24 protein-coding genes are annotated in these 22,220 nt (G+C 63.6%); 13 read left to right on the top strand and 11 right to left on the bottom strand.

The annotated features are described in order from the left end of the window. Nucleotides 1-8: 8 nt before the first annotated feature. The 3 genes from F3H98_RS05020 to F3H98_RS05010 are packed head-to-tail and all read right to left on the bottom strand — an operon-like array spanning nucleotide 9 to nucleotide 2,639. Entirely contained in the window at nucleotides 9-530 is a 522-nt protein-coding gene (locus F3H98_RS05020; RefSeq protein ID WP_149758948.1) for a RidA family protein, read from the bottom strand. Nucleotides 531-589: 59 nt separating this feature from the next. Further along, on the bottom strand, nucleotides 590-994 hold the full coding sequence (locus F3H98_RS05015) for a c-type cytochrome (protein ID WP_149758946.1): 405 nt from the start codon (nucleotides 992-994) through the stop codon (nucleotides 590-592). A 52-nt stretch (nucleotides 995-1,046) separates the two neighbouring features. Next, the gene (locus F3H98_RS05010; protein ID WP_149758944.1) at nucleotides 1,047-2,639 is read right to left on the bottom strand and encodes an NAD(P)/FAD-dependent oxidoreductase; all 1,593 of its coding nucleotides are present in this window, start codon (nucleotides 2,637-2,639) and stop codon (nucleotides 1,047-1,049) included. A gap of 663 nt (nucleotides 2,640-3,302) precedes the next feature. On the opposite strand from F3H98_RS05010, the gene F3H98_RS05005 reads away from it, so the two are divergent. Beyond that, entirely contained in the window at nucleotides 3,303-5,132 is a 1,830-nt protein-coding gene (locus F3H98_RS05005) for an LTA synthase family protein (RefSeq protein ID WP_149759299.1), read from the top strand. A gap of 83 nt (nucleotides 5,133-5,215) precedes the next feature. Here the strand turns inward: F3H98_RS05005 and F3H98_RS05000 are convergent, their stop codons facing one another. The 3 genes from F3H98_RS05000 to F3H98_RS04990 all read right to left on the bottom strand — a co-directional run bounded on the left by F3H98_RS05000 (nucleotide 5,216) and on the right by F3H98_RS04990 (nucleotide 7,115). Next, the gene (locus tag F3H98_RS05000; protein WP_149758942.1) at nucleotides 5,216-5,923 is read right to left on the bottom strand and encodes a pentapeptide repeat-containing protein; all 708 of its coding nucleotides are present in this window, start codon (nucleotides 5,921-5,923) and stop codon (nucleotides 5,216-5,218) included. Nucleotides 5,924-6,093: 170 nt separating this feature from the next. Then, nucleotides 6,094-6,894: a class II glutamine amidotransferase gene (locus tag F3H98_RS04995; protein ID WP_149758939.1), complete on the bottom strand. Its 801-nt coding sequence runs from the start codon at nucleotides 6,892-6,894 to the stop codon at nucleotides 6,094-6,096. Between the two features lie 5 nt (nucleotides 6,895-6,899). Continuing rightward, entirely contained in the window at nucleotides 6,900-7,115 is a 216-nt protein-coding gene (locus tag F3H98_RS04990; protein ID WP_149758937.1) for a DUF6356 family protein, read from the bottom strand. Nucleotides 7,116-7,240: 125 nt separating this feature from the next. Between F3H98_RS04990 and F3H98_RS04985 the strand changes: the two genes are divergently transcribed. The 9 genes from F3H98_RS04985 (at nucleotide 7,241) to F3H98_RS04945 (ending at nucleotide 13,945) form a co-directional block, all read left to right on the top strand. Further along, nucleotides 7,241-7,711, top strand: a complete 471-nt coding sequence (locus tag F3H98_RS04985; protein WP_149758935.1) for an Lrp/AsnC family transcriptional regulator — start codon at nucleotides 7,241-7,243, stop codon at nucleotides 7,709-7,711. 67 nt (nucleotides 7,712-7,778) lie between these two features. Next, nucleotides 7,779-8,267 carry a dUTP diphosphatase gene (gene dut, locus F3H98_RS04980; RefSeq protein WP_149758933.1) on the top strand — a complete coding sequence of 163 codons (489 nt, stop codon included), beginning with the start codon at nucleotides 7,779-7,781 and terminating at the stop codon, nucleotides 8,265-8,267. A gap of 4 nt (nucleotides 8,268-8,271) precedes the next feature. Further along, nucleotides 8,272-8,964 carry an HAD family hydrolase gene (locus tag F3H98_RS04975; RefSeq protein WP_149758931.1) on the top strand — a complete coding sequence of 231 codons (693 nt, stop codon included), beginning with the start codon at nucleotides 8,272-8,274 and terminating at the stop codon, nucleotides 8,962-8,964. Nucleotides 8,965-9,010: 46 nt separating this feature from the next. After that, nucleotides 9,011-9,808 carry an isocitrate lyase/PEP mutase family protein gene (locus F3H98_RS04970; RefSeq protein WP_149758929.1) on the top strand — a complete coding sequence of 266 codons (798 nt, stop codon included), beginning with the start codon at nucleotides 9,011-9,013 and terminating at the stop codon, nucleotides 9,806-9,808. 109 nt (nucleotides 9,809-9,917) lie between these two features. Further along, nucleotides 9,918-10,535: a LysE family translocator gene (locus F3H98_RS04965; protein ID WP_149758927.1), complete on the top strand. Its 618-nt coding sequence runs from the start codon at nucleotides 9,918-9,920 to the stop codon at nucleotides 10,533-10,535. A gap of 248 nt (nucleotides 10,536-10,783) precedes the next feature. Beyond that, entirely contained in the window at nucleotides 10,784-11,227 is a 444-nt protein-coding gene (locus tag F3H98_RS04960; protein WP_149758925.1) for a helix-turn-helix domain-containing protein, read from the top strand. Nucleotides 11,228-11,360: 133 nt separating this feature from the next. Continuing rightward, nucleotides 11,361-11,801, top strand: a complete 441-nt coding sequence (locus tag F3H98_RS04955) for a VapC50 family PIN domain-containing toxin (protein ID WP_425294812.1) — start codon at nucleotides 11,361-11,363, stop codon at nucleotides 11,799-11,801. Between the two features lie 205 nt (nucleotides 11,802-12,006). Continuing rightward, nucleotides 12,007-12,972 (top strand): cysteine synthase A, encoded by a 966-nt coding sequence (gene cysK, locus F3H98_RS04950; RefSeq protein ID WP_149758921.1) that lies wholly within the window; start codon nucleotides 12,007-12,009, stop codon nucleotides 12,970-12,972. Between the two features lie 355 nt (nucleotides 12,973-13,327). Beyond that, nucleotides 13,328-13,945, top strand: a complete 618-nt coding sequence (locus tag F3H98_RS04945; RefSeq protein WP_149758919.1) for a glutathione S-transferase family protein — start codon at nucleotides 13,328-13,330, stop codon at nucleotides 13,943-13,945. A gap of 117 nt (nucleotides 13,946-14,062) precedes the next feature. On the opposite strand, the gene F3H98_RS04940 is transcribed toward F3H98_RS04945, so the two are convergent. Both F3H98_RS04940 and F3H98_RS04935 read right to left on the bottom strand, forming a co-directional pair. Continuing rightward, nucleotides 14,063-15,313: an RNA polymerase sigma factor gene (locus F3H98_RS04940; RefSeq protein WP_149758917.1), complete on the bottom strand. Its 1,251-nt coding sequence runs from the start codon at nucleotides 15,311-15,313 to the stop codon at nucleotides 14,063-14,065. 6 nt (nucleotides 15,314-15,319) lie between these two features. Then, on the bottom strand, nucleotides 15,320-15,673 hold the full coding sequence (locus tag F3H98_RS04935) for a YciI family protein (protein WP_149758915.1): 354 nt from the start codon (nucleotides 15,671-15,673) through the stop codon (nucleotides 15,320-15,322). A 262-nt stretch (nucleotides 15,674-15,935) separates the two neighbouring features. Here F3H98_RS04935 and F3H98_RS04930 point away from each other — a divergent pair, with 262 nt between their 5' ends. From F3H98_RS04930 to F3H98_RS04920, 3 genes are all read left to right on the top strand, one after another. Beyond that, entirely contained in the window at nucleotides 15,936-16,895 is a 960-nt protein-coding gene (locus tag F3H98_RS04930; RefSeq protein WP_149758913.1) for a TAXI family TRAP transporter solute-binding subunit, read from the top strand. A 142-nt stretch (nucleotides 16,896-17,037) separates the two neighbouring features. After that, on the top strand, nucleotides 17,038-19,158 hold the full coding sequence (locus F3H98_RS04925) for a TRAP transporter permease (RefSeq protein ID WP_149758911.1): 2,121 nt from the start codon (nucleotides 17,038-17,040) through the stop codon (nucleotides 19,156-19,158). 70 nt (nucleotides 19,159-19,228) lie between these two features. Beyond that, nucleotides 19,229-19,591 carry a DUF1850 domain-containing protein gene (locus F3H98_RS04920; RefSeq protein ID WP_149759298.1) on the top strand — a complete coding sequence of 121 codons (363 nt, stop codon included), beginning with the start codon at nucleotides 19,229-19,231 and terminating at the stop codon, nucleotides 19,589-19,591. Nucleotides 19,592-19,728: 137 nt separating this feature from the next. Here the strand turns inward: F3H98_RS04920 and F3H98_RS30980 are convergent, their stop codons facing one another. From F3H98_RS30980 to mbfA, 3 genes are all read right to left on the bottom strand, one after another. Next, nucleotides 19,729-19,884, bottom strand: coding sequence for a hypothetical protein (locus tag F3H98_RS30980; protein WP_188130331.1), 156 nt, complete (start codon nucleotides 19,882-19,884; stop codon nucleotides 19,729-19,731). Nucleotides 19,885-20,301: 417 nt separating this feature from the next. After that, nucleotides 20,302-20,988, bottom strand: coding sequence for an ArsR/SmtB family transcription factor (locus F3H98_RS04915; RefSeq protein ID WP_149758909.1), 687 nt, complete (start codon nucleotides 20,986-20,988; stop codon nucleotides 20,302-20,304). A gap of 204 nt (nucleotides 20,989-21,192) precedes the next feature. Further along, nucleotides 21,193-22,173 carry an iron exporter MbfA gene (mbfA, locus tag F3H98_RS04910; protein WP_149758907.1) on the bottom strand — a complete coding sequence of 327 codons (981 nt, stop codon included), beginning with the start codon at nucleotides 22,171-22,173 and terminating at the stop codon, nucleotides 21,193-21,195. Between the last annotated feature and the right edge of the window lie 47 nt (nucleotides 22,174-22,220).

Raw genomic sequence — 22,220 nt, 5'->3', positions numbered from 1 at the left:
GTCGCCAGTTACTTCCTGACCGCCGTCACCTCGATTTCGACCAGCCAGCCGGGATTGACGAGGCCGGCCACCTGCATGGCCGAACGGGCCGGCAGGTTGGGTTGCGCCTCGGTGCCGAAGAACTGCGTGTAGCCTTTCATGAAGCCGGCGAAATCCATCTTGCCGTCCATCTTGGGGTCACCGACCAGGAACACCTGCATCTTGACCACGTCGCCCATGGTCAGGCCGAGATCCTTCAGCGTCGCCTCGATCGACTTCAGCACGCCCACGGTCTGGGTTTCGGTGTTGCCGAACGCTTCGGCGCTGCCCTCGGGGGCGTTCTTGTCGGCGACCGGCGGCACCGCCCCGCTGACATAGACGGTGGTCAGCCCGGACGGAACCTCGACGGCGCGCGCGATCGGAAAATTGGAACCGGGGGTCGCGTGGCGCACGACCTCGCCCGCGGCCGGCTTTTCCTGTGCCATCGCGGCACTCGCGGAAAATAGGGCAGCCGACAGGGCGACGGCGGGCAACAGGATCTTCGGGTTCATGATCATTCCTCTTTCAGTTCGGATTTTGCGTTTTTCGCCAGGGCGATCGCGGCAGGCGGCTACGGCCGCGCGGCCTGTACATCTTCGGTCGACACCGCATCTGTGTAGTTGTTGTCGAAATTGGTGCGGATGTAGGTGACCACGGCAGCCACCTGCTCGTCGTCGAGATAGGAGCCGAGCGGTGGCATGGCCTTTTGGCCGCTCACCACCATGAAGACGGGATAGGCTCCGGCCTCCAGGTTTTCGTTCTTGGCGAGCGCCGGATATTTGCCGGCGCCGACCGCGCCGACGCCGTCCGGCATGTGGCAGCCCTGGCAGAGCGAAGCGTAGATGCCGGCGCCGTCCTTGGCCTCGATCTTCGTCGCGGCGCCGAAGCCGGTCGAATCGGACGACTGCGGGAAAGCCGGCACGGTGGTGAACACCGCGATGGCGGCTGCGGCGGCTGAAATGGTGATCCGGTTCATGTCCAAATCCTCCAGATGTCGATGACGATGAGCGGATGGCGGCGGCGTGCCGTCAGCCGTTGACCACGCGTTGGTGGAGACGGCCGGTCGCATCCAGCCCTGACAGCAACGCCCCTTCCATCCAGGCCGGAATGTAGGAAATATGCTCGCCGGCCATGGCGATGCGGCCGTCGATCGCACTTGCCGCCCGGTAGTGCTCCCTGCGCTTCTCCTCGGTCCACTCGCCATAGCAGCCGAGCGTCCACGGTACCCGATGCCAGCCGACGGCCATGCCGTTGTCGAACTCGTCATTGTATTGCGGATGGATCTGCGCGCCGTATTCCAGCGCCTTCTTGATGCGCTCCTCCGGCGGCAGCGACGTGAATTCGTAGGCCCAGGCCTCCCACGAATAGGCGCCCAAGAGAACGCCCTTGCCGGAACTCTGATAGTCGGTGCTGGGATAGGAGATCAGCGTGTTGGGCAGGTCGGTGAAGGTTATGCCGCCATAAATGTGCTCGTCTTCTTCCCAGAACCGGCGCTTGAACTGCAGGCCGACCTTGATCGATGCCGCATAAGGCAGGTTGTCGATCGCCGCCTGCATGTCGGACGACACCTTGGTCTTGACCTGGCTGAGCACCGAGAACGGCACCGTGCAGATGCACCAGTCGGCCGTCGCCGTCTGCGCCTCGCCGCCCTTCTGCGCATCCTCGTAGCGGACGGTGACGCCGTTGTCGTCCTGGTCGATCTCGGTGATCTTCGCGTTGTAATGGATGAGATTGCCGACCTCGCGTTCGAAAGCCTGGGCGATCATGTCCATACCGCCGATCGGCTGGAACATGGTGGTCTGATATTCGTAGAGATTGCCGATGCTGAGGCTACTCCACAGACCGGACTGCACGATGTCGGAGAGCCCGATGGGCTGCGACGGCTTGGGCACGGGCATCTGGCCGCCGCCGGGGTCGATCTCGAACCCGCGCCGTTCGCTGCTGCGGTCGCCGGCGGCGTAGGCGTAGTTCCCGTCGAGCGCGCCCCAGCTCTGCAGCGCCTCCAGCAGCTTCTCGCGGTCCTCCTTCGAGACGGCCTGGTCGAGGCCGCCCTGCCTGGTCACCTTGGAGAGCAGTTCGGCGACATGGCCGTTGAAGTCGCTGTTGATTTGGCGAAAGCGCTGCGGCTTGCCGCCGAACGCCTTGGCCGAATGCAGGTAGGCATTGTGGTTGACCTGCACGAAAGCCTCGAGCCTGACGCCGAGCCGCTTGCAATAATCGAGCACTGCGTGATGGTGATACGGGATGCGCCACGGTCCGGGATTGAGATAGAGCCCCTTGTCGAACTTGCATTCCTGTTCGAAGCCGCCGAGCTCGGTGTACTTGTCGCCGCCGCGCAGCGACCAGCAGCGGCCGCCGGCCTTTTTGCGGTATTCCAGGATCTGGACCCTGTATCCGGCCTTGCTGAGTTCGTAGGCGGAAACCATGCCGGAAAGCCCGGCGCCGAGGATGAGTACGGACGCGCCCTTCGGATCGCCGTCGAGCTTCAGCGGTCCCTTGTAGGGCGACTCCTGCGCGAAACCGAGGGTTGTCATTGCCTGATACATGGCGGCGCTGCCGGCAAGCGTGCCGATCATGGCCAGGAGATCACGACGGGTGAGCTGGGGCGTTCCGGAAAGCATCGAACGTACTCCCTTCGGGGCTGGAACCGCAGCAGAGCATAGTCCTGCTCCAGCCTGGGGTCAGGAGGGTAAGAAACACTATTTCGATGGGCCAACCGGCCGGCGACCGGCATCGGCGAAAGACGATAACGATGGCGTCGGCAGGCCCGCCCGTCGTCAAATCTTGTTTCGCGGAGAATCCGGCGCGTGATGGCCGGCATGGCAAATCGACGCGGCAACGCGCAACGAAGGCAAAGGTTGCGTCCGGGTTTCGCCGTTCGCCAGCGCCACCTTGAAGGGCTTGGCAAACCGTCAAACTTTGCCGCCCGGCCGCATAAAACCAGCTGCAAACCCTCGAAAAACCGACGCTTAGCCGTCAAACACCATTCCGGCGTCGGAGATCACCAGGTTTGCTTTGCCGGCACTCCGGTATCGCACTGAAATCAAAAGTGTTCCCGGCAAAACGGTGGCTTCCGGGTTTGGCGCCGAGCCTGCCTCAAATGGGTCAACCTCTTCCATTTTTTAGCCACTCCGCTAGCTTTCGTGACAGTTCAGTGACAGAAGCGTGACGCTTTTTTTGTTGGAGTTCAGACCGCCTTGGCGCGACCCGTAGCAAATACCAGGCAGGATGCCTCGCGCGACACCGAAGTGTCGCGATCGAACCGGCTGCCGCTCGCTCTGAGGATGGCGACGTCTGTCACCATTTCGCTGCTGATTTCGGCCGCACTCGTCTTTGCCGTCGAAATCGTGGCGCGCGGTTCGTTCGAAAGCACGCTGACGTTTCTGCGCGAGCCGCTGCGGCCCGGCTGGACCACCATCGTTTTCTTCGCCCTGCTTTTGACCTGTCTCGACGCGCTGCTTGGTCGCGCGCATCTGGCGCTGTTGATTACGGGGCCGCTGGTGCTTGCCGTCGCCTTCATCAGCAAGCAGAAGGCCTATTATCTGGGCGACCCGCTCTACCCCACCGATTTTCTCTATGGCGCGCAGATCGTCGAATTGCTGCCGCTGCTGGTACGCGAGCGTCCGTGGACTGCCGGGGCAATCGTCGTGGGAGGGCTTGTGGCGACCGCGCTGCTGGTCGCTACGTGGTTCTACTGGCGGCGCCGCCGCCCGTCGATGTCGAGGCGCGAGCGTTGCCTGCGCCTGGCGTTCGCGGTGCCGGTGCTGGCGTTCTTCGTCTCTCTCATGGACTACTCCAGCTTCTCCTGGGCGCGCGACCGGCTTCAGATCGTGCCGATGATGTGGGACCAGAAGGAGAATTACGCCTTCAACGGCTTCATGTTCGCCTTCGCGCTGAACCTGCCGATGGCGAATGTCGCGGCACCTGCCGGGTATTCCGCCGACGCCATCCAGGCCGTGCGGACGCCGACGGGCATCGCCACTGTGCCTGCGGAGAAACCCGACATCATCATCGTGATGAGCGAGTCCTTCTGGGACCCGACGCGGCTGCCAAACGTCAAGATTACGCCGGACCCGATCGAGAACGTACGCAAGATCCGCTCCGGCCACATGTTCTCGCCGGAGTTCGGCGGCATGACCGCCAATGTGGAATTCGAGGCGCTGACCGGCTTTTCCAACGCCTTCCTGCCTTATGGCAGCATCCCCTACCAGCAATATGTGCGCGACAAGATCCCGTCGCTAGCTACTTTCCTCAACGACGAGGGTTACCAGACCCGCGCCATCCATCCGTTCACCAGATGGTTCTGGAACCGCGGCGCCGTATACGACGCTTTCGGCTTCGACAGGTTCATGTCGGAAGAGGACATGCCGACGCTCGCCAAGCGCGGCCCGCTCGCCTCGGATGCGGCCTTGACGGAAGAGATCATCCGGGAAGCCGACAGCACCAAGGACCCGTTCTTCTTCTTCGCGGTCAGCCTGCAAAGCCACGGCCCCTACGAGCCCTACCGCTACACCAACACAACCCACAAGGTGGAAACCACGGCAAGCTCGTGGACGCGCGAATCGATCCTCACCTATGCCGAAGGCGCCTCCGACGCCGACAAGGGCCTGCAGCGGCTGATCGACTGGGCGAAGAAGCGCAAGCGCCCGACCGTGATTGCCTTCTTTGGCGACCATCTGCCGCCGCTCGGACCGGTCTACGTCGACACCGGTTTCATGAAAGAGCCGGTGGCGGCGCGCAAGGGACCGCTGGGCGAGATGAGCCGCCAGCACGAGACACCGCTGGTCATCTGGTCGAACCGCAAGGGAGCGGTGAAGAATGTCGGCTCGATCAGCCCTGCCTTCATTCCGCTGCACGTGCTGCGGGCAGCCGGCATGACCCACCCCTTCTACACCGGCTTCCTTGGCGAAGTGCGCGAGCGTTACCGGGTGGTCGACCGCAACATGCTGGTCAAGCCGAGCAACGAAACCACCGAGAATTGGGTGAAGAAGGGCGACAGCCTCGACCCGGTGATCCGCGATTTCCGCTACCTGCAATATGACCTGATGTTCGGCGCGCGGCACGGCATACCCGGCTTCTTCCCGGAGATCGGCCGGGGCCGCCGCACGAGCTGACTATCCCAGGCAGCGCCGGCGCGGAGCGATCCTATGGGAAGCGCGGCTGGATAAAATCACGTCCTGGCGGACGAGATAAAAAATCAGTCGAACTTGCACGGCCAGTTGGCCGAAGCATTGAGGCCCGCGGGCAGCTTGGTTTTGTCGTCGCCGCAGGCCAGGTCGATCATTGATTGATTGAGGCCGGTTGCCGCGCTGAGGTCCAGCCCCTCGATCCTGGTCAGGAACATGAAGGCTTCGGTGAAGTCGAGCGGCCCTTCGAACACGGCTTTGCTGAAGTCGGCGCGCGAAAGGTTGGCCAGCGCAAACTTGCTGCCGGTGATAACCGCCCTGGTGAAATCGGTGCGCCCGAGTTCGGCCTTTTCGAAATCGGCTCCGGTCAGTTGCGCGTCGCTGAAATCGGCGCGCTGCAGTTCTGCCCCGGCAAACGACGCGCCTTGCGCCGACATTCCCGAAAAGGTGGTGCGATAGGCTTCGATCCTGGCGAAATTCGCTTTGTCGGCCTTGGCTCCGGCCAGCGAAGAACGCAGCAGCACCGCCTTTTCTAAGTTTGCCCTCTGCAGGTTCGCTTCCCTGAGGTCGGAGGCGCTGAAATCGGCTTCCGACAGATTGGCGCTGCTGAGGTCGTTGCCGCGCAGGATCAGCCCTTTCTTGTTGCAGTCCTGCCAGTCGACGCCGGAAGCGGCATAGCTGTCGCAATCGGCCGCAAGCGCCGGGCCGCCCCATGCGGCCAAAAGTACGATGGTGGCGCAAGCGCGTGCAGTCCCGCGACGCATCAGCAATTCGGCCATGTCCAGGTTCCTTCTCGCTCGACCTCTGCCCCATCCCAGCCCATATATCTCCTCTCCCCCCGAGATGTAGCGTGGCAGGATGGTTTGGTACAGGCCTTGCTCGTTTGGCGCGAAGGCTTGTGCGATCTCGCAAAACCGGGTTGTCGCGGCGGTGTTCAGAGTGGCTCTGGTTATCCCGCCAGCGCGAGCTTGCCCGCTTCCGGCGCGAAGGACCTGATCGTCACTCCATCGCGGGTCATGGCGACGAAGCTGCCGGGAGGCACCGCCTGCCATGAAGCGCCCTCGCGGTCGAGCGGTTCGGAGACAAGGCAGCGGCCGGCGGAGCCGCAGAATTCCGCGGTGTAAAGCGTCGGTGCAAAGGCATCTGTGGCGTAGCGCACGCCATACAGCGTCCCGCCGTCGGTGAAGGCGGCGGTCAGCCGCAGTGCCGGGTCGATGCCGGCGCGCTGCGAGGCCGCGATCACCCGCTGGGTGGCGCGCAGGGTGGCGCCGTAGGGGTCGTTCGCCAAGCCTTCCTCCAGCATCAGCAGAAAGAACAGTTCCGAATCGGTGCTGCCCTGCCGCTCGTCGTAGAGTGCGTCACCGACGGCGTTTTCGAGCCCGCGGCGGATTTTCTCGAACCCGCCGATCTGGCCATTGTGCATGAAGGCCCAGCGGCCCGACACGAAGGGATGGCAATTGGCGCGGCTGGTGGCGCCGCCGGTCGAGGCCCGCACATGGGCGAGGAACAGGCCGGACCGGATCTGCCGGCAGAGGCTCTTGAGATTGGGATCCGACCATGCCGGCAGGATGTCGCGATAAAGGCCGGGTTCGGGCCGCTCGCCATACCAGGCGACGCCGAAGCCGTCGCCATTGGTCGGCGACTTGGCTTCCAGCGCATGGTGGCTCTGCGCGATCAGCGAATGGCAGGGCGCAGTCACGATGTCTTCGAGGAAGACGTCCTGTCCGAGATACGCTGCCCACCGGCACATGCGCTCTATCTGCCTCTGTTGTGTGTCCGCTCGTAGAGTTCGCGGACAATCCTGCTGGCCGTAGTTTCGAACAGAAACGGCAAGAAAGCGTGAACGAGCGCCGCGCCGGCGGCCGTCAGGAGGCGCGACGAGAACCATGCGGCAAACGCCATGTGGCCGAAGTAAGTCTCGTCGACGGAGGCTGGATGGTCTGTGAAAAGTTTCGCAATGCGCGTGGCCATGGGCACTTCTCCCTAAATGATTCGCCCGGACCTATCGTCCAGTGCAGGCATTCTGCCCCGAAGCCTCGGTTCATCGGTCCCAATCCATCCTTGCAAGGAACGAGCTTTTGGGACATTCATCCCAAATGGGCGAAAAAATCGATACGATTGACCGGAGAATCCTGGCCGAACTACAGCGCGACGGCACCTTGTCGGTCGACCAGCTGTCCGAGCGGGTCGGCCTTTCGCGCAATGCCTGCTGGCGGCGGGTCAGGATTCTTGAGGACGACGGCGTCATCACCGGCCGGGTGGCGCTGGTCGACGCTGAGAAGCTTGGCCTCGGCCTGTCGGTGTTCATCATCGTGCGCACGTCGAGCCACGACCCCGAATGGCTGGCGAAATTCCGCGCCGCCGTGACCGGCTTTCCCGAAATCACCGGCGTCTACCGCATGTCCGGCGATCTCGACTATGTGCTGCGCGCCCGTGTCGCCGATGTGAAGGCCTACGACCGGCTTTACCAGCGCCTCATCGCCAAGGTGCCGCTGTCGGATGTCTCCGCCTCCTTTGTCATGGAGGAGATCAAGGAAACGACCGTTGTGCCGGTGGAACTGCGCTGAAAGAATCCCGTTGAAAGGGCTGCCCGGCGGTTGACCTCGCCCGCCGCTGCCCCGATAGGATCCTCGCATGCGCAACACCCCTGCCTACGCTTCGCCCGTTTCCGAACCGGCTGTCGGTTTCGTCCGCCTCCCGCATGGGGAAGGGCTGCCTTTGCCCGCCTATGAGACGCCGGGCTCCGCCGGCATGGATCTGCGCGCCGCCGTCGCCGAGGATCGGCCGCTCCTCATCCTGCCCGGCAAGCGCGCCCTTGTGCCGACCGGCCTGGTGCTGGAAATCCCCGAAGGTTTCGAAGGCCAGATCAGGCCGCGTTCGGGCCTTGCCTTCAAGCACGGCATAACCTGCCTCAACACGCCCGGCACGATCGACAGCGATTATCGCGGCGAGGTTAAGGTGCTGCTGGTCAATCTCGGCGACGAGGATTTCACTGTTACCCGCGGCACGCGGATCGCCCAGATCGTGTTTGCCGCCGTCAGCCGCATGGCGACGGAGGAGCGCAGCCTCGCCGGTGCTACGGCGCGCGGCGCCGGCGGCTTCGGCTCCACCGGAACCTCCTAAAGTAATGGGCTTGCCGCAACTCGTCATCTTCGATTGCGACGGGGTGCTGGTTGATACTGAAAGTCTGGGCAACCGCCGCCTGGCGTCGTGGCTGACCGAGGCCGGCTTCCCCATCGAATACGAAGCCTGCCGCCGCCGTTTCGTCGGCCGTTCCATGGCGTCGGTGCAGGCGGAGGTCGAGGCGGCCGGCGTCAGTCTTGGCGCCGATTTCGTCGAGCGCTGGAATCTTGCCCTGCCCGATCTCTTCGCCGCGGGCGTCGACGAAATCCCGCATGTACGGGAGTTCGTCGAAACGCTCCGCGAGGCGGCCATTCCCTACTGCGTCGCCTCGTCGGCACGCGTCAGCAAGATGCACATCACGCTGGGCGTCACCGGCATGCTGCCGCTGTTCGAGCATGCGATGTTCAGTTCGACCATGGTCGCGCGGGGCAAGCCGTTTCCCGACCTGTTCCTGCATGCCGCGGACAGGATGGGCTTTGCCCCGGCCGACTGTATCGTCATCGAGGACAGCGTTGCGGGCACCGAGGCCGGCCGCGCCGCCGGCATGCCGGTCTATTCCTACTGCGCCGACCCGATGGCCGACCGCGAAGGCCTTGCCGCGGCCGGCGGCATCCTGTTCGACGATTTCAGCCTTTTGTCAGCAATCATCGGCCTGGACCAACTGCCGGCCTTTGCAGCGTCCGCGCGCGGCCGATAGAGTTCGCTCGATTTGACATTTGCTTGCGAACGAAGGGCCGTACCCGATGGACAAGGGCAGGATATTCCGCGACCTCCACGCTTCCACTTTCGTCATTCCCAATCCGTGGGACATCGGCACCGCGAGGCTGCTGGAATCGTCCGGTCACAAGGCGCTGGCCACCACCAGCGCCGGATATGCCTTTTCGCGCGGCCTGCCCGATGGCGGCGTCGGTTTCGAGGCGATGATCCACCACTGCCGTGAAATGGCGGCCGCGGTCGGGGTGCCGGTTTCCGCCGACCTCGAAAAGGGCAAGGGCGACAGTGCCGCGAGCGCCGGTGAAACGATTTTCGCCGCCGAGGCGGCGGGCCTTGCCGGTTGCTCGATAGAAGACCACACGGGCGATCCCGACAAGCCGATCTACGAGTTTTCGCACGCGGTGGAACGCGTCGCCGCGGCCGCCGAAGCCGCCCGCGCGCTGAAGCGCGACTTCGTCTTCAGCGCGCGCGCCGAAAACTTTCTCTGGAATCGGCCCGACATCGACGACACGATCAGGCGCCTGCAGGCTTTCGAAAAAGCCGGGGCCGATGTGCTCTATGCGCCGGGCCTCACCGACATCGACACGGTGCGCGCCATCTGCTCGGCCGTATCGAAGCCGGTCAACGTGCTGGTGGTGCCGGGCTTCACCGTAGCGAACCTCGCCGAAGCCGGCGCCAAACGCATTTCGCTGGGCTCCAAGCTCACCACCTATTCCTTCGGCATGCTGCAGAAGGCATCGCGCGAAATGCTTGAGGAAGGCACTTTCGATTTCGCCCGCGAGGGCATGCCTTTCGCCAAGCTGCAGGGCATGTTCACGAAGATCTGACGCCGAGAGGACGCGTCGTTAGATCGGCGGTTGATCCAACCGTCGGTTCTTTGCGGCGGCGTCAGCATGTGCGATAGACGGGCACTCTCAAATTGATGGTTTGAATGCCATGACCCTTGCCGGTTTCATCACCTACAGTGCTGCCCTTGCGCTGGCCGCCGCCATCCCCGGTCCCGGCGTCACCGCGCTGGTCGCCCGGGCGCTCGGTTCCGGCTTTCGTTCGTCGCTGTTCATGGCGCTTGGCCTGGTCGTCGGCGACCTGACCTATCTCACCGCCGCCGTCCTTGGCCTCGCCTTCATTGCCCAGACCTTCGGCGCCGTCTTCCTCGTCATCAAATGGCTGGGTGTCGCATACCTCGTCTATCTCGCCTGGACCTTCTGGACGTCCGGCATCACCGCCGAGAAGGTCGAGGCCAGGAAGGGCAGGGGCGGCGCGGTTTCGAGCTTTGTCGCCGGCCTCATGGTCACGCTCGGCAACCCCAAGACGATGATTTTCTATCTTGCGCTGACGCCGACGCTGGTCGACCTGCGCACCATCACCGCGGTCGACTTCGGTATTCTCGTCCTGTGCACCGTTGCCGTGCTCCTCGTCGTCCTGGTGCCGTATCTGGCGCTCGCCGCCAAGGCGCGCTGGTTCCTGGCGACGCCGCGCGCGCTCAAGGCGCTGAACCGCACCGCCGCTGCCTTCATGGTGGGTGCCGCCGCCGCGATCGCCGCACGGCAGTAGATGGGGTGAGCCTCGCCTCATGCTGTCGCCTGAAAGTGTCCTCGGTTTCGAGACAAACGGGCATTGCTTTTTGACAAACCCGGACTTTGTTGGAACACGATCCTGACAGACCGTCAGGTGGAACCTCTCAAGTGACGGTTTGTTTCGTTCGTTCACCCGTTTCGGATATTGCGGATATTGCGGATATTGCGGATATTGCGATTGGTGGTTCACGGTGTTATATCTGTTATGCACAAGGAACCACCACGATGACCAAATTGCTTGAACGACCGATTTTACCGTCGGCCGCCGACGCCGAATTGGCTGCACAGGCTAGGCGTCAGCTTTCGCGCACCAAGCACGAAGGCGCTGAACTGCGTGTTCAGGTTGGCAACGAGACCTTGCGTCTTCCGAAGGCCGTTGGGGATTTGCTTTACCATCTCCTAACTGAGATGGCGCAAGGAAATGCGGTAACGATAATCCCTGTTCACGCTGAACTCACAACGCAAGAGGCGGCGGATTATCTCAATGTCTCCCGGCCCTACCTCATTCGCTTGCTTGAGGAGGGCAGGCTGCAGTTCAACATGGTTGGCACTCACCGCCGTGTTAAATTCAGTGATCTAGCTGCCTATCGAAAGAGTGCAGAAGAAGACCGCAAGAAAGTGATGGAGGAGTTGGCCGCTCAAGCCCAGGAATTGGGGATGGGCTATTAAGACTTCCCTATACACCGCCGTCCTCGACGCTTGCGTTCTTTATCCCGCTCCGCTGCGAGATCTGCTTGTCGAACTCGCGGCGGGTGGTGGCCTATACCGCGCCAAGTGGACCGATCAGATCCATGATGAATGGATGACCAACCTCTTGGCGGCACGTCCAGACCTCAAGCTTGAGCAAATTCACAGGACGCGAGATTTGATGAACCGCGCTGTGCCAGATTGCCTCGTATACGGCTATCAAGACCTAATACCATGCTTGCAGCTTCCTGACGAAAATGACCGCCACGTTCTAGCCGCAGCTATTGTTTCGGCCTCTGATGCCATCGTGACTTTCAATCTCAAGGACTTTCCCAAGCCCACACTTGAAAATTACCAACTGGAACTCATTCATCCAGATGATTTCATATTCCACCAATTTGGGATCGATGACGCTTCGGTTTTGGCGTCGGTGCAAAGGTGCCGAGAGCGGTTAAAGAACCCGACCAAAACTGCCGCTGAATATCTAGACACGCTGGAGAAACAGGGTCTGCCCAAAACAGTGGCCCACCTCCGTGCGTACGCCGCCGTCATTTAACGGACTTCAGGCTTACCCGGCTGTGATTTTGCTATCTTCTTTACGTTCGACCGGACGCTTCTTCGGAGTCATTCGTATTGTGTTCGCGGGCGGCCTCTCGAGTTCTCGCGACAGGCTGGCACCACCTCGCGCTCGTCTGGACACGCTGCTGTTTTCTTCCTGTCCCCGCCCGTGCTAACTGGCAGGTGAATGAGGGAGTGAAGTGATGAGCATATCCAAGCCGGGCCGCGGTCGTATCTACAACTCGATCACCGAAACCATCGGCGACACGCCGCTGGTGCGGCTCGACAAATTTGCGAGCGAGAAGGGCATCGTCGCCAACCTCCTGGCCAAGCTCGAATTCTTCAATCCCATCGCCTCGGTCAAGGATCGCATCGGCGTCGCCATGATTGAGGCGCTCGAAGCCTCCGGCAAGATCAGGCCGGGCAAGACGACGCTTGTCGAGCCGACCTCGGGCAACACCGGCATCGCGCTTGCCTTCGCCGCCGCCGCCAAGGGTTACAAGCTGGTGCTCACCATGCCGGAAACCATGTCGATGGAACGCCGCAAGATGCTGCTCCTGCTCGGCGCCGAGCTGGTTTTGACCGAGGGCGCCAAGGGCATGAAAGGCGCCATCGCCAAGGCCGAGGAACTGGTGGCGACGCTGCCTGACGCCGTCATTCCACAGCAGTTCGAAAATCCGGCAAACCCGGAAATCCACCGTCGCACCACCGCCGAGGAAATCTGGAACGACACGGATGGCAAGGTCGACATCCTCATTTCGGGCATCGGCACCGGCGGCACCATCACCGGCGCCGGCCAGGTCCTGAAGAGCCGCAATCCGGCGATCCGCATTGTTGCGGTGGAGCCGGAAGCCTCGCCTGTGCTGTCGGGCGGCCAGCCGGGCCCTCACAAGATCCAGGGCATAGGCGCCGGTTTCGCCCCGAAAATACTCGACACCTCGATCTACGACGAGATCGTCACCGTCTCCAACGACGATTCCTTCGCCAATGCGCGGCTGGTCGCCCGTCTCGAAGGTGTGCCGGTCGGCATATCGTCGGGCGCTGCCCTGCAAGCCGCCACCGTCGTCGGCTCGCGCCCGGAAAACGCCGGCAAGAACATGGTCGTCATCATTCCTTCCTTCGCCGAACGCTATCTGTCGACGGTGCTGTTCGAGGGATTGGGCGGCTAGAGCATTTTGCAGCCAAATGGAATCATTTGGCGTCCGCATAAATGCGGCAAAACAAATAGTAAGAGCGAGTTACCGGTTCTGAAAGGACCGGAACTGCTCTAATGCAGGCCGGGCAAGGCTTTCCGGTCAGGCGTTCGCCGCTCTGGAAGGCGCCTGCCGGCGCTTCCTGAGGGCATTTCCACGCAGAGCCGCCGGCTCCCTACAAAGGGGAGGTTGCGTCGCGCTTTGCCATTCGTTCATAGTGTGAAATCGGGTGGCGTGCTGGTGGCGTGCTGGCCTATAAAACGCCCCTTTCAAAACATTGACGTCGACCAGCGTTTGATTGCCTATTCCCGCGCGTCCGGGAGGAAGAGACATGTACACGCTTTACAGCCGACCGGGTTCCGGTGGCTTCGTGGTCGAGGCAGCACTGCTCCTGGCCGGCGCGCCGTTCAAATCGGTCAATGTGGTGAAGGGCGCGCCGCCACCGGATTATTCCGGGATCAGCCCGCTGAACCAGGTTCCTGCGCTGACCTTGCCCGAAGGCGAAACGATCACCGAATCGGCTGCGATATGCCTGCTGCTCACCGAGCGCTTCCCGGAAGCCGATCTTGGCCCGCAACCGGGCGCGAAGGAGCGGCCGGAATTCCTGCGCTGGATGCTGTTCATGTCGTCGATGCTCTATCCGGCGCTGATGCGCTATTTTTATGCCGAGCGCTCGACGGTCGATCCTGCCGGTGTCGATGCGGTCAAGCAGGCGGCCATTGCCGAAGCGGACCGCGGCTTCGAGATCATCGACAAGGCCCTTGCCGGGCGGCAGTGGCTGGTCGGTGGGCGGCGGTCGATCGCCGACATCTATCTCATGATGCTCGCCTACTGGCATCCCGTTGCCGCCCGCCCGCGCGAGGAATGGCAAAACATCGTCCGCGTCTGCTCGGCCTTGCGGCAGAACCCGCTGCTGGCCGACCTCAACGCCACGCATCGTTTCTGGTGAACTGAGCATTTTGCAGCCAGGTGGAATCACCTGTCGTCGCACAAATGCGGCCAAAACAAACAGATAGAGCGGAATGCCCGGTTCGACTTGAATGCATTCCGTTCTGGGCAGCGCCGGTCAGGGCCAGAGGCCGAGTAAGGCCCGGCGCTGCTTGAGGAAGCGCCGCACAGCTTCGTCGCGCTCCAGCCCGATCGCCCGCTGATAGGCGGCGTCGGCTTCCGTCGTCCTGCCGAGTTGGGCCAGCAGGCCGGCGCGTGCCGCCCAGTAAGGCTGATAATCCGCCAGCCGTGTATCGCTGGCGAGCGCGTCGAGTTCGCGCATGCCGGCGGCCGCGCCATTGGCCTCGGCGATGGCCACGGCCCGGTTGATCGCCACCACCGGCGAACCGGATAGCCGGGACAGCGCCTCGTAGAGCAGGGCGATCGCCGGCCAGTCCGTCTTGCCGGAAAGCCGACGCGCCACATGCGCCGACTGCACCGCGGCTTCGAGTTGATAGCGGCCGGTGCCTTCCAGCGTGTTGGCCTTGTGCAGCAGGGCTTCCGCTTCGCAAATTAGCGCTGCGTCCCAGAGGCCGGTGTCCTGCTCGGCCAGTGGAACATATTCGCCAGCGAGGTCGCGCCGCGCCGTGCGTCGCGCTTCCGCGAAAAGCATCAGCGCGAGCAGGCCCAGCGCCTCCGCTTCGCCCGGCATCAGCTGCGCCACCAGGCGTCCGAGCCAGATGCCTTCGCCGGCAAGGTTGCGCCGCCGCGTCTCGGTCCCCACCGGGTCGGTCCAGCCTTCGGCAAAGGTGGCGTAGATCGCCTCCAGCACGGCGTAGAGCCGTTCGCCGAGGTCGGTGCGGTCGGGGATGCGAAACGGAATGCCGGTGTCGCGGATGCGGTTCTTGGCGCGCACCAGCCGCTGCCCCATCGTCCCCGGCGACACCAGGAAGGCCGAGGCGATCGTCGCGGCGTCGAACCCGAGAATGGTCTGCAGGATGAGCGGCGCGCGCACCCCCGCCTCGATTGCCGGGTGCGCGCAGGCAAACATCAGGCTGAGCCGCTCGTCGGGCAACGTCTCGTTGTCCACGGCGGCGGCTGCTTCCTGCGCCATCATCCTCAGCTGCGGCGCCGCCGCCGCGCTCGTCTGCCGGCGGCGCTCCACGTCGATGCCGCGCCGCCGCGCCGCGGTCAGCAGCCAGGCTTCGGGATGTTTCGGAACGCCGGTCCGCGGCCAGCTGGCAAGTGCGGCCGCGAACGCTTCCGAGAGGGCGTCTTCCGCGCCAGCGACGTCGCGGGTGCGGGCGGCCAGGAAGGCTATCAGCTTGCCGTAGCTCTGGCGGGCGGCGGTTTCGGCCGCCGCCCATGCCGGATCGTCCGGAGGCCGCATGCCTGCCTACATTTCGGTCGGCCAGACCGGCCGCACTTCCAAGGTGCCGGTGCTGGCGCCGGGGCAGCGCGCCGCCCAGGCGATCGCCTGGTCCATGTCCGGCACGTCGATCAGGTAGTAGCCGCCGAGCTGTTCCTTGGTGTCGGCATAAGGGCCGTCGAGCACGTTGGTCTTGCCGTCGGCCACCCGCACCGATGTCGCCAGTTGCGTCGGCTTCAGCCGGTCTCCGCTAACCCAGACGCCGGCTTTCTTCATCGCCTGCGTGTATGCCGCGTAACCCGCCGACATCTGGGCGATCGCTTCCTTGGGCACCGGCGTCGTCGTGGTTTCGGTGCCGTAGATCAAAAGCATGTATTGCATCGTCTTCTCCTGATTTTCGGGGCCGCGTTGTTGCGAGCCGGACGAATGTCGCGTGAGCCGGGCCGATTTCGACAGCTGCGGGAAAATTTTCGCAGTGTCGCCAGTTGTCGGCAAGTGCCTGGCCGCTGGCCAGCCTTCACCCGCGGCGCATCCCGGGCAATTAATCGTTGGCAAGCGCCCCTCGTTGTCTAAGATTGCGCCGGCCCGGCCAGGCGCGCCTCGATTGCCGTCGGCGGGAAGAAAAGTTGCAGGGAGGAATTTCATGTTCAATCTGAAATCGAAGGCGCTCGCCGCCGGCGCCGTTGCCGTGTCGCTCGGCCTGGGCGCCGTCACCGCCAAGGCGCAGGAATTTATCAATGTGCTTACCGGCGGCACCTCGGGCGTCTATTATCCGCTTGGCGTCGCCCTCTCCGAAATCTACGGCAAGGGCATTTCGGGCGCCCGCACGCAGGTGCAGGCCACCAAGGCTTCGGTCGAAAACCTCAATCTCCTGCAGCAGGGCAAGGGCGAGATCGCCTTTGCGCTCGGCGATTCAGTCAAGCTCGCCGCCGAAGGCAATACCGAGGCAGGCTTTCCCGGTAGGCTTGACAAGCTGCGCGGCATCGCCGGCATCTATCCCAACTACATCCAGATCGTCGCCAGCCAGGAATCCGGCATCAAGACCCTGGCCGATCTGAAGGGCAAGAGCCTGTCGGTTGGCGCGCCGGCCTCCGGCACCGAGCTCAACGCCCGCGCCATCTTCGCCGCCGCCGGCATGAAATACGAGGATCTCGGCAAGGTCGAGTACCTGCCCTTCGCCGAATCGGTCGAGCTCATCAAGAACCGCCAGCTCGATGCCACCTTGCAGTCGGCGGGTCTCGGCGTCGCCTCGATCCGCGACCTCGCGACATCGCTGAAGATCAACGTCGTCGCCGTGCCGGCCGCCGAGGTGGCCAAGATCGGCTCGCCCTATGTTTCAGTGATCATCCCGGCCAACACCTATGACGGCCAGGCCGAGGACGTGCAGACCGCGGCGGTCGGAAACTTCCTCGTCACCCATGATGGCATCTCCGACGAGACCGCCTACCAGATGACCAGGCTGCTGTTCGAAAACCTGCCGGCGCTTACCGCCGCGCACGCCGCCGCCAAGGCGATCGATCCGGCCAAGGCGCTGGAAGGCATGCCGGTCCCGCTGCACCCCGGCGCCGAGCGCTACTACAAGGAAAAGGGACTGCTGAAGTAGCCGGAGGCTTCCCTCCTCTGGAGGGAGAGGAAGGAACCTCCGCCATGGTGGCCGGCGTTTCTCTCCCCAGTCGAACGGGGAGAGGTGGTTTGCAAAGCAAACCGGAGCGAGGGAGGGAACGCCGCTCGCCAAGGCACGCTCCATGACCCACCCGACGCATCCCTCTCCCGCCGCCGAACTCGAAACCCCGGCGCCAGTCCTTCAGGATTTCTCGGAGGGCCTTCCGCCCGGCTGGGGCTCCGGGCTCGGCGCCCGGATCACCTTTGCGATCGCGATCGCGTTTTCGGCGTTCCAGCTGCTCACGGCTGCCTATGCCTTTCTGCCGAGCCAGGTCATCCGGGCCATGCATGTCGGCTTCCTGCTGCTGCTTGGATTCGGGCTGCTGGCGCAGTTGCGCGCCACCACGCCGGCAGGCAAGTCATGGTTCTGGCTGCTCGGCGTCCTCGGCTTCGCGACAGGCGTCTACAACTGGGTCGAATACGCCCCGCTGTTGATGCGCAGCGGCTTCCTGACGATCCCGGACATCGTCGTCGGCACGCTGCTCATCGCCATCGTTTTCGAGGGTGCCCGGCAGATCATGGGCCTGCCGTTGACCATCATGTGCGGGGCCTTTCTCGCCTATTGTTTCTTCGGCCAGTACCTGCCGCCTCCCCTGATTCACCGCGGCTACGATTTCGTTCAGATCGTCGACTATTTCGCTTACGGAACCGAAGGCATCTACGGCACGCCGGTCTATGTCTCGGCCGCCTATATCTTCATCTTCGTGGTGTTCGCCGCCTTCCTCGAACGCGCCGGCATGATCGCCCTGTTCAATGATTTCGCGCTCGGCCTCGTCGGCCACTGGCGCGGCGGCCCGGCCCAGGTCTGCGTTCTTTCCTCGGCGTTGATGGGCACCATCTCGGGTTCGGGCGTCGCCAACGTCGTGGCGTCGGGGCAGTTCACGATTCCGCTGATGAAGAAGTTCGGCTTCAAGCCCGCCTTCGCGGGCGGCGTCGAAGCAACCTCGTCCATGGGCGGGCAGATCATGCCGCCGGTGATGGGCGCTGTCGCCTTCATCATGGCCGAGACACTGAACATCCCTTACGCCGAGGTGGTGAAGGCCGCGATCATCCCGGCCATTCTCTATTTCGGCGCCTGTTCGTGGCAGGTTTATCTGGAAGCCGGCAAGGCCAATCTGCGCGGCATGAACAAGGCCGAGCTTCCCAACCCCTGGGCGGCGGTTCGCCAGCACTGGCCGCTGATCCTGCCGCTGGCGGCGCTGGTCTACCTGCTGTTTGCCGGCTACACGCCGATCTTTGCCGGCACGATGGGGCTCGCCCTGGTCATCGTGCTCATTCTTGGCATGCCGCTCGCCGCGCTGATCGGCTCTTTCGCCTTTCGCGTCGTGTTCTGGGTCGCGCTCGGTCTCGCCGCCGCGTCATTCCTCAAGTACGGCGTCAACCTGCTGGCCCTGGTGATCGGCGCAATGGTGCTTGCCTGCCTTGTGTTCAAGGGCGGCCGCGAGACGCTGATGATCTGCGTCGACAGCCTTGCCGAGGGCGCCAAGAACGCGGTGCCGGTCGGCATTGCCTGCGCGGTCGTCGGCATCGTCATCGGCACGCTGACGCTTACCGGCATCGCTTCCACATTGATCGGCGCCATCATCGAGATCGGAAAGGACAATCTGTTCATCTCGCTGGTGCTGACGATGATTACCTGCCTGGTGCTCGGTATGGGGATCCCGACCATTCCCAACTACATCATCACCTCCTCGCTCGCCGGCCCGGCGCTGCTGGAACTCGGCGTGCCGCTGCTGGTCAGCCACATGTTCGTCTTCTACTTCGGCATCATGGCCGACCTGACGCCGCCGGTGGCGCTCGCCGCCTTCGCGGCGGCGCCCATGGCCAAGGTGTCCGGCAACAAGATCGGCTGGGAGGCGACCAAACTCGCCATCGCCGGTTATGTCGTGCCGTTCATGGCCGTCTACACACCGGCGCTGATGCTGCAGGACGCCGGGCCGCTTTCTGCCTATATCGGCTATCCCGGCGAGGTGGCCTACATTTTCCTCAAGGCCTGCCTGGGCATCGTGCTGTGGGGCGCGGCGGTGGTCGGTTACCTGTTCGCCCGCATTGCCATCTGGGAACGCATCGTCGCCTTTGTCGCCGGCGTTCTTTTGGTGCTGGCGTTGCCGCTTACCGACGAAACCGGCTTCGCGCTTGCCGCGCTGTGGATAGGCTTCCACTGGTGGCGGTCGCGCGCCACGGCTCGCGCTGAGCAGCGATGAGGCGCTTGTCGTGCTGCATCCTCCCCCGTTTACGGTGGAGGAGAACCACGCGAAGCATCGGGGCGAGCTGATGCCCCTATGCATCCTCGCCGCCGGCAAAACCACGGTGCTTGCCGCCGCCACGTTCACGCTGTCGTGGACCCATTCGGTGGAAAAGACGCGCTGGGAGGAGACCTGGCGCATCGCGCCGGCCGGCCTGGAAATCGTCGAAGCACGCGTCAAGGGTTCCGGCGCCGGCATGGAGCCGCCGCAGGACGCGGTGCTGATGGATGGCTGGTGGGTGTATCGGCCGAAAGCGCCGCCGCGCCCTTCGCTGGTGCTGGCCGCCTCCGGCGCCACGGGCGCCGGCTGGTCGGTGTGCGGCGACAATTCCTGTGTCACCATCGGCGAGGATGCCGGCGAGCCGGTGGTTCTTCGAGCCTGCGGCGAGTGATTGTCCGTTTGCGCGCGGGCCGCATCGTGTCCCGGAAAGCGCCGAAACGGCGGGCCGTCGACAGGACGGCTGCTGGCGGCTATTTGGGCCGCCGGCGGGCGCGCGTCCGCGTTGGCGCGAACGCGTCTGTCGTCACGTCAGTGAAAGGTGGCGGGCGTTTCGAACGACCCCCTGTGGCGACGGGCGTAAGCCGGGCCAGGTCCGCGCATGTAGTGGCGCTCGGGGCGATAGGTCGGCGCGACGAATTCGCGGATCGCCGATGCGTAATGAGTGATCTGATTCCAGAATGCCATTTTCCCAGTCCCTGTCCCTTCGGATGTCCCTTCCGAGTTGGACGACAACATAGCGGCAAGGAGTGAATACTCAGTGAACGCCATGTTAATCTTTCCCAAAAAATGCCCTCAACCATGGTGGAAATCGGGCCGATTCGGGGTCTTTCCATGCCGGTTGCCAACCCGATCCTGCGTGTGACGTTTTCGCCACATCCAGAACGCCATAATACCCCGCTGCGAAACGCCCTTCCGTGAGATTCCCCACACTGGAAGGCGATTGTCGCGCGTGCGCGCGTTCAAGGGAATTTCTCGGAACGGAGCTTTGCCTCACACGTTGGGAGAACAAGGTGGAACTGGACACCGCCCGCGGAGCAAAGACACTTCCGCACATCATCACAAAGGACGATAGCCAGTGGCTTCGTTTTGAAGGATGCCGTATCAGGCGGCTGGCAGGAATGCCTTTGCAAAAGCCTGCCTGCCTCTCGGAGAAAAGATCACCGCGCGGCTTTCGGAATCGCGGCGCGCCCATTTCTCTGCGAGGATCTTGTCGTAGATCGCCGCTCCCAGCGTGCCGGCAAGGTGCGAGCGCCGCACGCTCCAGTCGAGGCAGGCGCGGCACACCGGCCGCCGTCCTGTCGTGAGCCCTCGCGGATCGATTCCGACCGCCTCGAAATAGCCTGGTCCCTTCTTGCCCATCTCGATACGGTCGCCGTCGCGCGAAAGAATGCCACGCTCCAGAAAACCGTCGAGCATCGCCACGGCATGGTCGCCGGCAAGGTGGTCGTAGCAGATGCGCGCTTCCCGCATGGTGGCGTCGCGTGGGCCGGGCCGCGTTCGCTTCGGGCCGACCGAGGCGGCGACGCCCATGATGGATTCCAGCATGCCCGCGACCTGCGGGCTGGCGAGCCCGTAGTAGCGGTGACGGCCCTGCGCGGCGAGCGTCAGCAGGCCACCCTCCATCAGCTTGGCCAGATGCGAACTCGTCGTCTGCACCGTCACGCCGGCTTCCAGCGCCAGTTCGCTGGCGGTCAGCGCGCCGCCGGCCATCAGTGCCGTCAGCATGTTGGCGCGGGCCGGGTCGCCAACCAAATTGGCGATTCTCGCAATGTCAGGTCCGTCTTTCATGGTTCGATCTCCATCGAAGCATTGTAGCGAGGTAAGCATTGTTCCGGCATCGGTTCAAGGAGCCGGCCATCACTCTCCTGACAGACATTGTTAGCGCATCGGTTCGCTTCGATGTTTCGGCCCGGCTCGAAGTGTCCATGTTTCATCGAGGCGGCCGTCCGTGACAGCCGGCGCGCCTCACCATTGCCCTGCTGGGAACGATAATCAGGCGTTTCCGATCAGCACGCCCGCCCCAAACACCAGCGCGCCGCCGACCACCACCTGGAGGGCGGCGCGCCAGAACGGCGTTTCCATGAAGCGGTTCTGGATTCCGGCGATCGCCCAGAGCTCGACGAACACGATCGCCGCGGCGATGGTCGTCGCCGTCCAGAAATGCGGGATCAGGTAGGGCAGGGCGTGGCCAAGGCCGCCTACCGTCGTCATGATGCCTGTGGTGAGGCCGCGTTTGATCGGCGAGCCGCGCCCGGAAAGCCTGCCGTCGTCGGAGGCCACTTCGGTGAAGCCCATCGAAATGCCGGCGCCGATCGACGCCGCCAGGCCGACCAGGAAAGTCTGCCAGGTATCGTGCGTGGCGAACGCGGCGGCGAAGATCGGAGCCAGTGTCGATACCGACCCGTCCATCAGCCCGGCGAGGCCCGGCTGCACGTAGGTCAGGATGAATTGCCGCCGCTCGGCCTGGTTCTCCTCCTGCCGCACCTTTTCCGGCACATGTTTCCGCTCCAGCCGCTGTGCCAGCGACTCATGGCTCTGTTCGGCAATGGCGAGGTCGCCCAGCAGCTTGCGTGTCGAGGCGTCGCCCGTGCGCTTGGCGGCGTGTTCGTAGAAGCGCTGCGCCTGCCGTTCCATCGTCTCGGCCTGTGTCCGCACATGGTCGATGCCCAGCGGCCTGACCAGCCAGTCGGGCTTGCGTTCGTAGTAGCCGCGCACATGGTCGCGCCGGATCAGCGGGATGCGGTCTCCAAAACGCGCCTGGTGCAATTGGATCAGCGCGGCGCGATGGCCGTCCTCCTCGTCCGCCATCGCGTCGAACACCTTGGCCGATTGTGGAAACTCGTCGCGCAGCCCGTCGGCATAGGCGCGGTAGATGCGGCCGTCTTCCTCCTCCGAGGAGATCGCCAGCGCCAGAATCTCCTGCTCCGAAAGCGAATCGAAAGTGCGGCGGCCGCCGAAAAAGCGAGAAAGCATTGATGCACATCCAGTTTAGAATGATTCTAAACTATGCAGGAGACCGG

It is taken from the genome of Neomesorhizobium albiziae, assembly GCF_900114255.1.
GTDB lineage: Bacteria > Pseudomonadota > Alphaproteobacteria > Rhizobiales > Rhizobiaceae > Neomesorhizobium > Neomesorhizobium albiziae.
Note: the sequence above shows the minus strand (reverse complement) of the source record. Positions and strands in the feature narration are given on the sequence as shown.

Excerpts from the sequence above, each read along its gene's own strand:
- F3H98_RS05020 (WP_149758948.1), bottom strand. The coding sequence starts at position 530 with ATGAACCCGAAGATCCTGTTGCCCGCCGTCGCCCTGTCGGCTGCCCTA.
- F3H98_RS05015 (WP_149758946.1), bottom strand. The coding sequence starts at position 994 with ATGAACCGGATCACCATTTCAGCCGCCGCAGCCGCCATCGCGGTGTTC.
- F3H98_RS05010 (WP_149758944.1), bottom strand. The coding sequence starts at position 2,639 with ATGCTTTCCGGAACGCCCCAGCTCACCCGTCGTGATCTCCTGGCCATG.
- F3H98_RS05005 (WP_149759299.1), top strand. The coding sequence starts at position 3,303 with ATGGCGACGTCTGTCACCATTTCGCTGCTGATTTCGGCCGCACTCGTC.
- F3H98_RS05000 (WP_149758942.1), bottom strand. The coding sequence starts at position 5,923 with ATGGCCGAATTGCTGATGCGTCGCGGGACTGCACGCGCTTGCGCCACC.
- F3H98_RS04995 (WP_149758939.1), bottom strand. The coding sequence starts at position 6,894 with ATGTGCCGGTGGGCAGCGTATCTCGGACAGGACGTCTTCCTCGAAGAC.
- F3H98_RS04990 (WP_149758937.1), bottom strand. The coding sequence starts at position 7,115 with ATGGCCACGCGCATTGCGAAACTTTTCACAGACCATCCAGCCTCCGTC.
- F3H98_RS04985 (WP_149758935.1), top strand. The coding sequence starts at position 7,241 with ATGGGCGAAAAAATCGATACGATTGACCGGAGAATCCTGGCCGAACTA.
- dut (WP_149758933.1), top strand. The coding sequence starts at position 7,779 with ATGCGCAACACCCCTGCCTACGCTTCGCCCGTTTCCGAACCGGCTGTC.
- F3H98_RS04975 (WP_149758931.1), top strand. The coding sequence starts at position 8,272 with ATGGGCTTGCCGCAACTCGTCATCTTCGATTGCGACGGGGTGCTGGTT.
- F3H98_RS04970 (WP_149758929.1), top strand. The coding sequence starts at position 9,011 with ATGGACAAGGGCAGGATATTCCGCGACCTCCACGCTTCCACTTTCGTC.
- F3H98_RS04965 (WP_149758927.1), top strand. The coding sequence starts at position 9,918 with ATGACCCTTGCCGGTTTCATCACCTACAGTGCTGCCCTTGCGCTGGCC.
- F3H98_RS04960 (WP_149758925.1), top strand. The coding sequence starts at position 10,784 with ATGACCAAATTGCTTGAACGACCGATTTTACCGTCGGCCGCCGACGCC.
- F3H98_RS04955 (WP_425294812.1), top strand. The coding sequence starts at position 11,361 with ATGACCAACCTCTTGGCGGCACGTCCAGACCTCAAGCTTGAGCAAATT.
- cysK (WP_149758921.1), top strand. The coding sequence starts at position 12,007 with ATGAGCATATCCAAGCCGGGCCGCGGTCGTATCTACAACTCGATCACC.
- F3H98_RS04945 (WP_149758919.1), top strand. The coding sequence starts at position 13,328 with ATGTACACGCTTTACAGCCGACCGGGTTCCGGTGGCTTCGTGGTCGAG.
- F3H98_RS04940 (WP_149758917.1), bottom strand. The coding sequence starts at position 15,313 with ATGCGGCCTCCGGACGATCCGGCATGGGCGGCGGCCGAAACCGCCGCC.
- F3H98_RS04935 (WP_149758915.1), bottom strand. The coding sequence starts at position 15,673 with ATGCAATACATGCTTTTGATCTACGGCACCGAAACCACGACGACGCCG.
- F3H98_RS04930 (WP_149758913.1), top strand. The coding sequence starts at position 15,936 with ATGTTCAATCTGAAATCGAAGGCGCTCGCCGCCGGCGCCGTTGCCGTG.
- F3H98_RS04925 (WP_149758911.1), top strand. The coding sequence starts at position 17,038 with ATGACCCACCCGACGCATCCCTCTCCCGCCGCCGAACTCGAAACCCCG.
- F3H98_RS04920 (WP_149759298.1), top strand. The coding sequence starts at position 19,229 with ATGCCCCTATGCATCCTCGCCGCCGGCAAAACCACGGTGCTTGCCGCC.
- F3H98_RS30980 (WP_188130331.1), bottom strand. The coding sequence starts at position 19,884 with ATGGCATTCTGGAATCAGATCACTCATTACGCATCGGCGATCCGCGAA.
- F3H98_RS04915 (WP_149758909.1), bottom strand. The coding sequence starts at position 20,988 with ATGAAAGACGGACCTGACATTGCGAGAATCGCCAATTTGGTTGGCGAC.
- mbfA (WP_149758907.1), bottom strand. The coding sequence starts at position 22,173 with ATGCTTTCTCGCTTTTTCGGCGGCCGCCGCACTTTCGATTCGCTTTCG.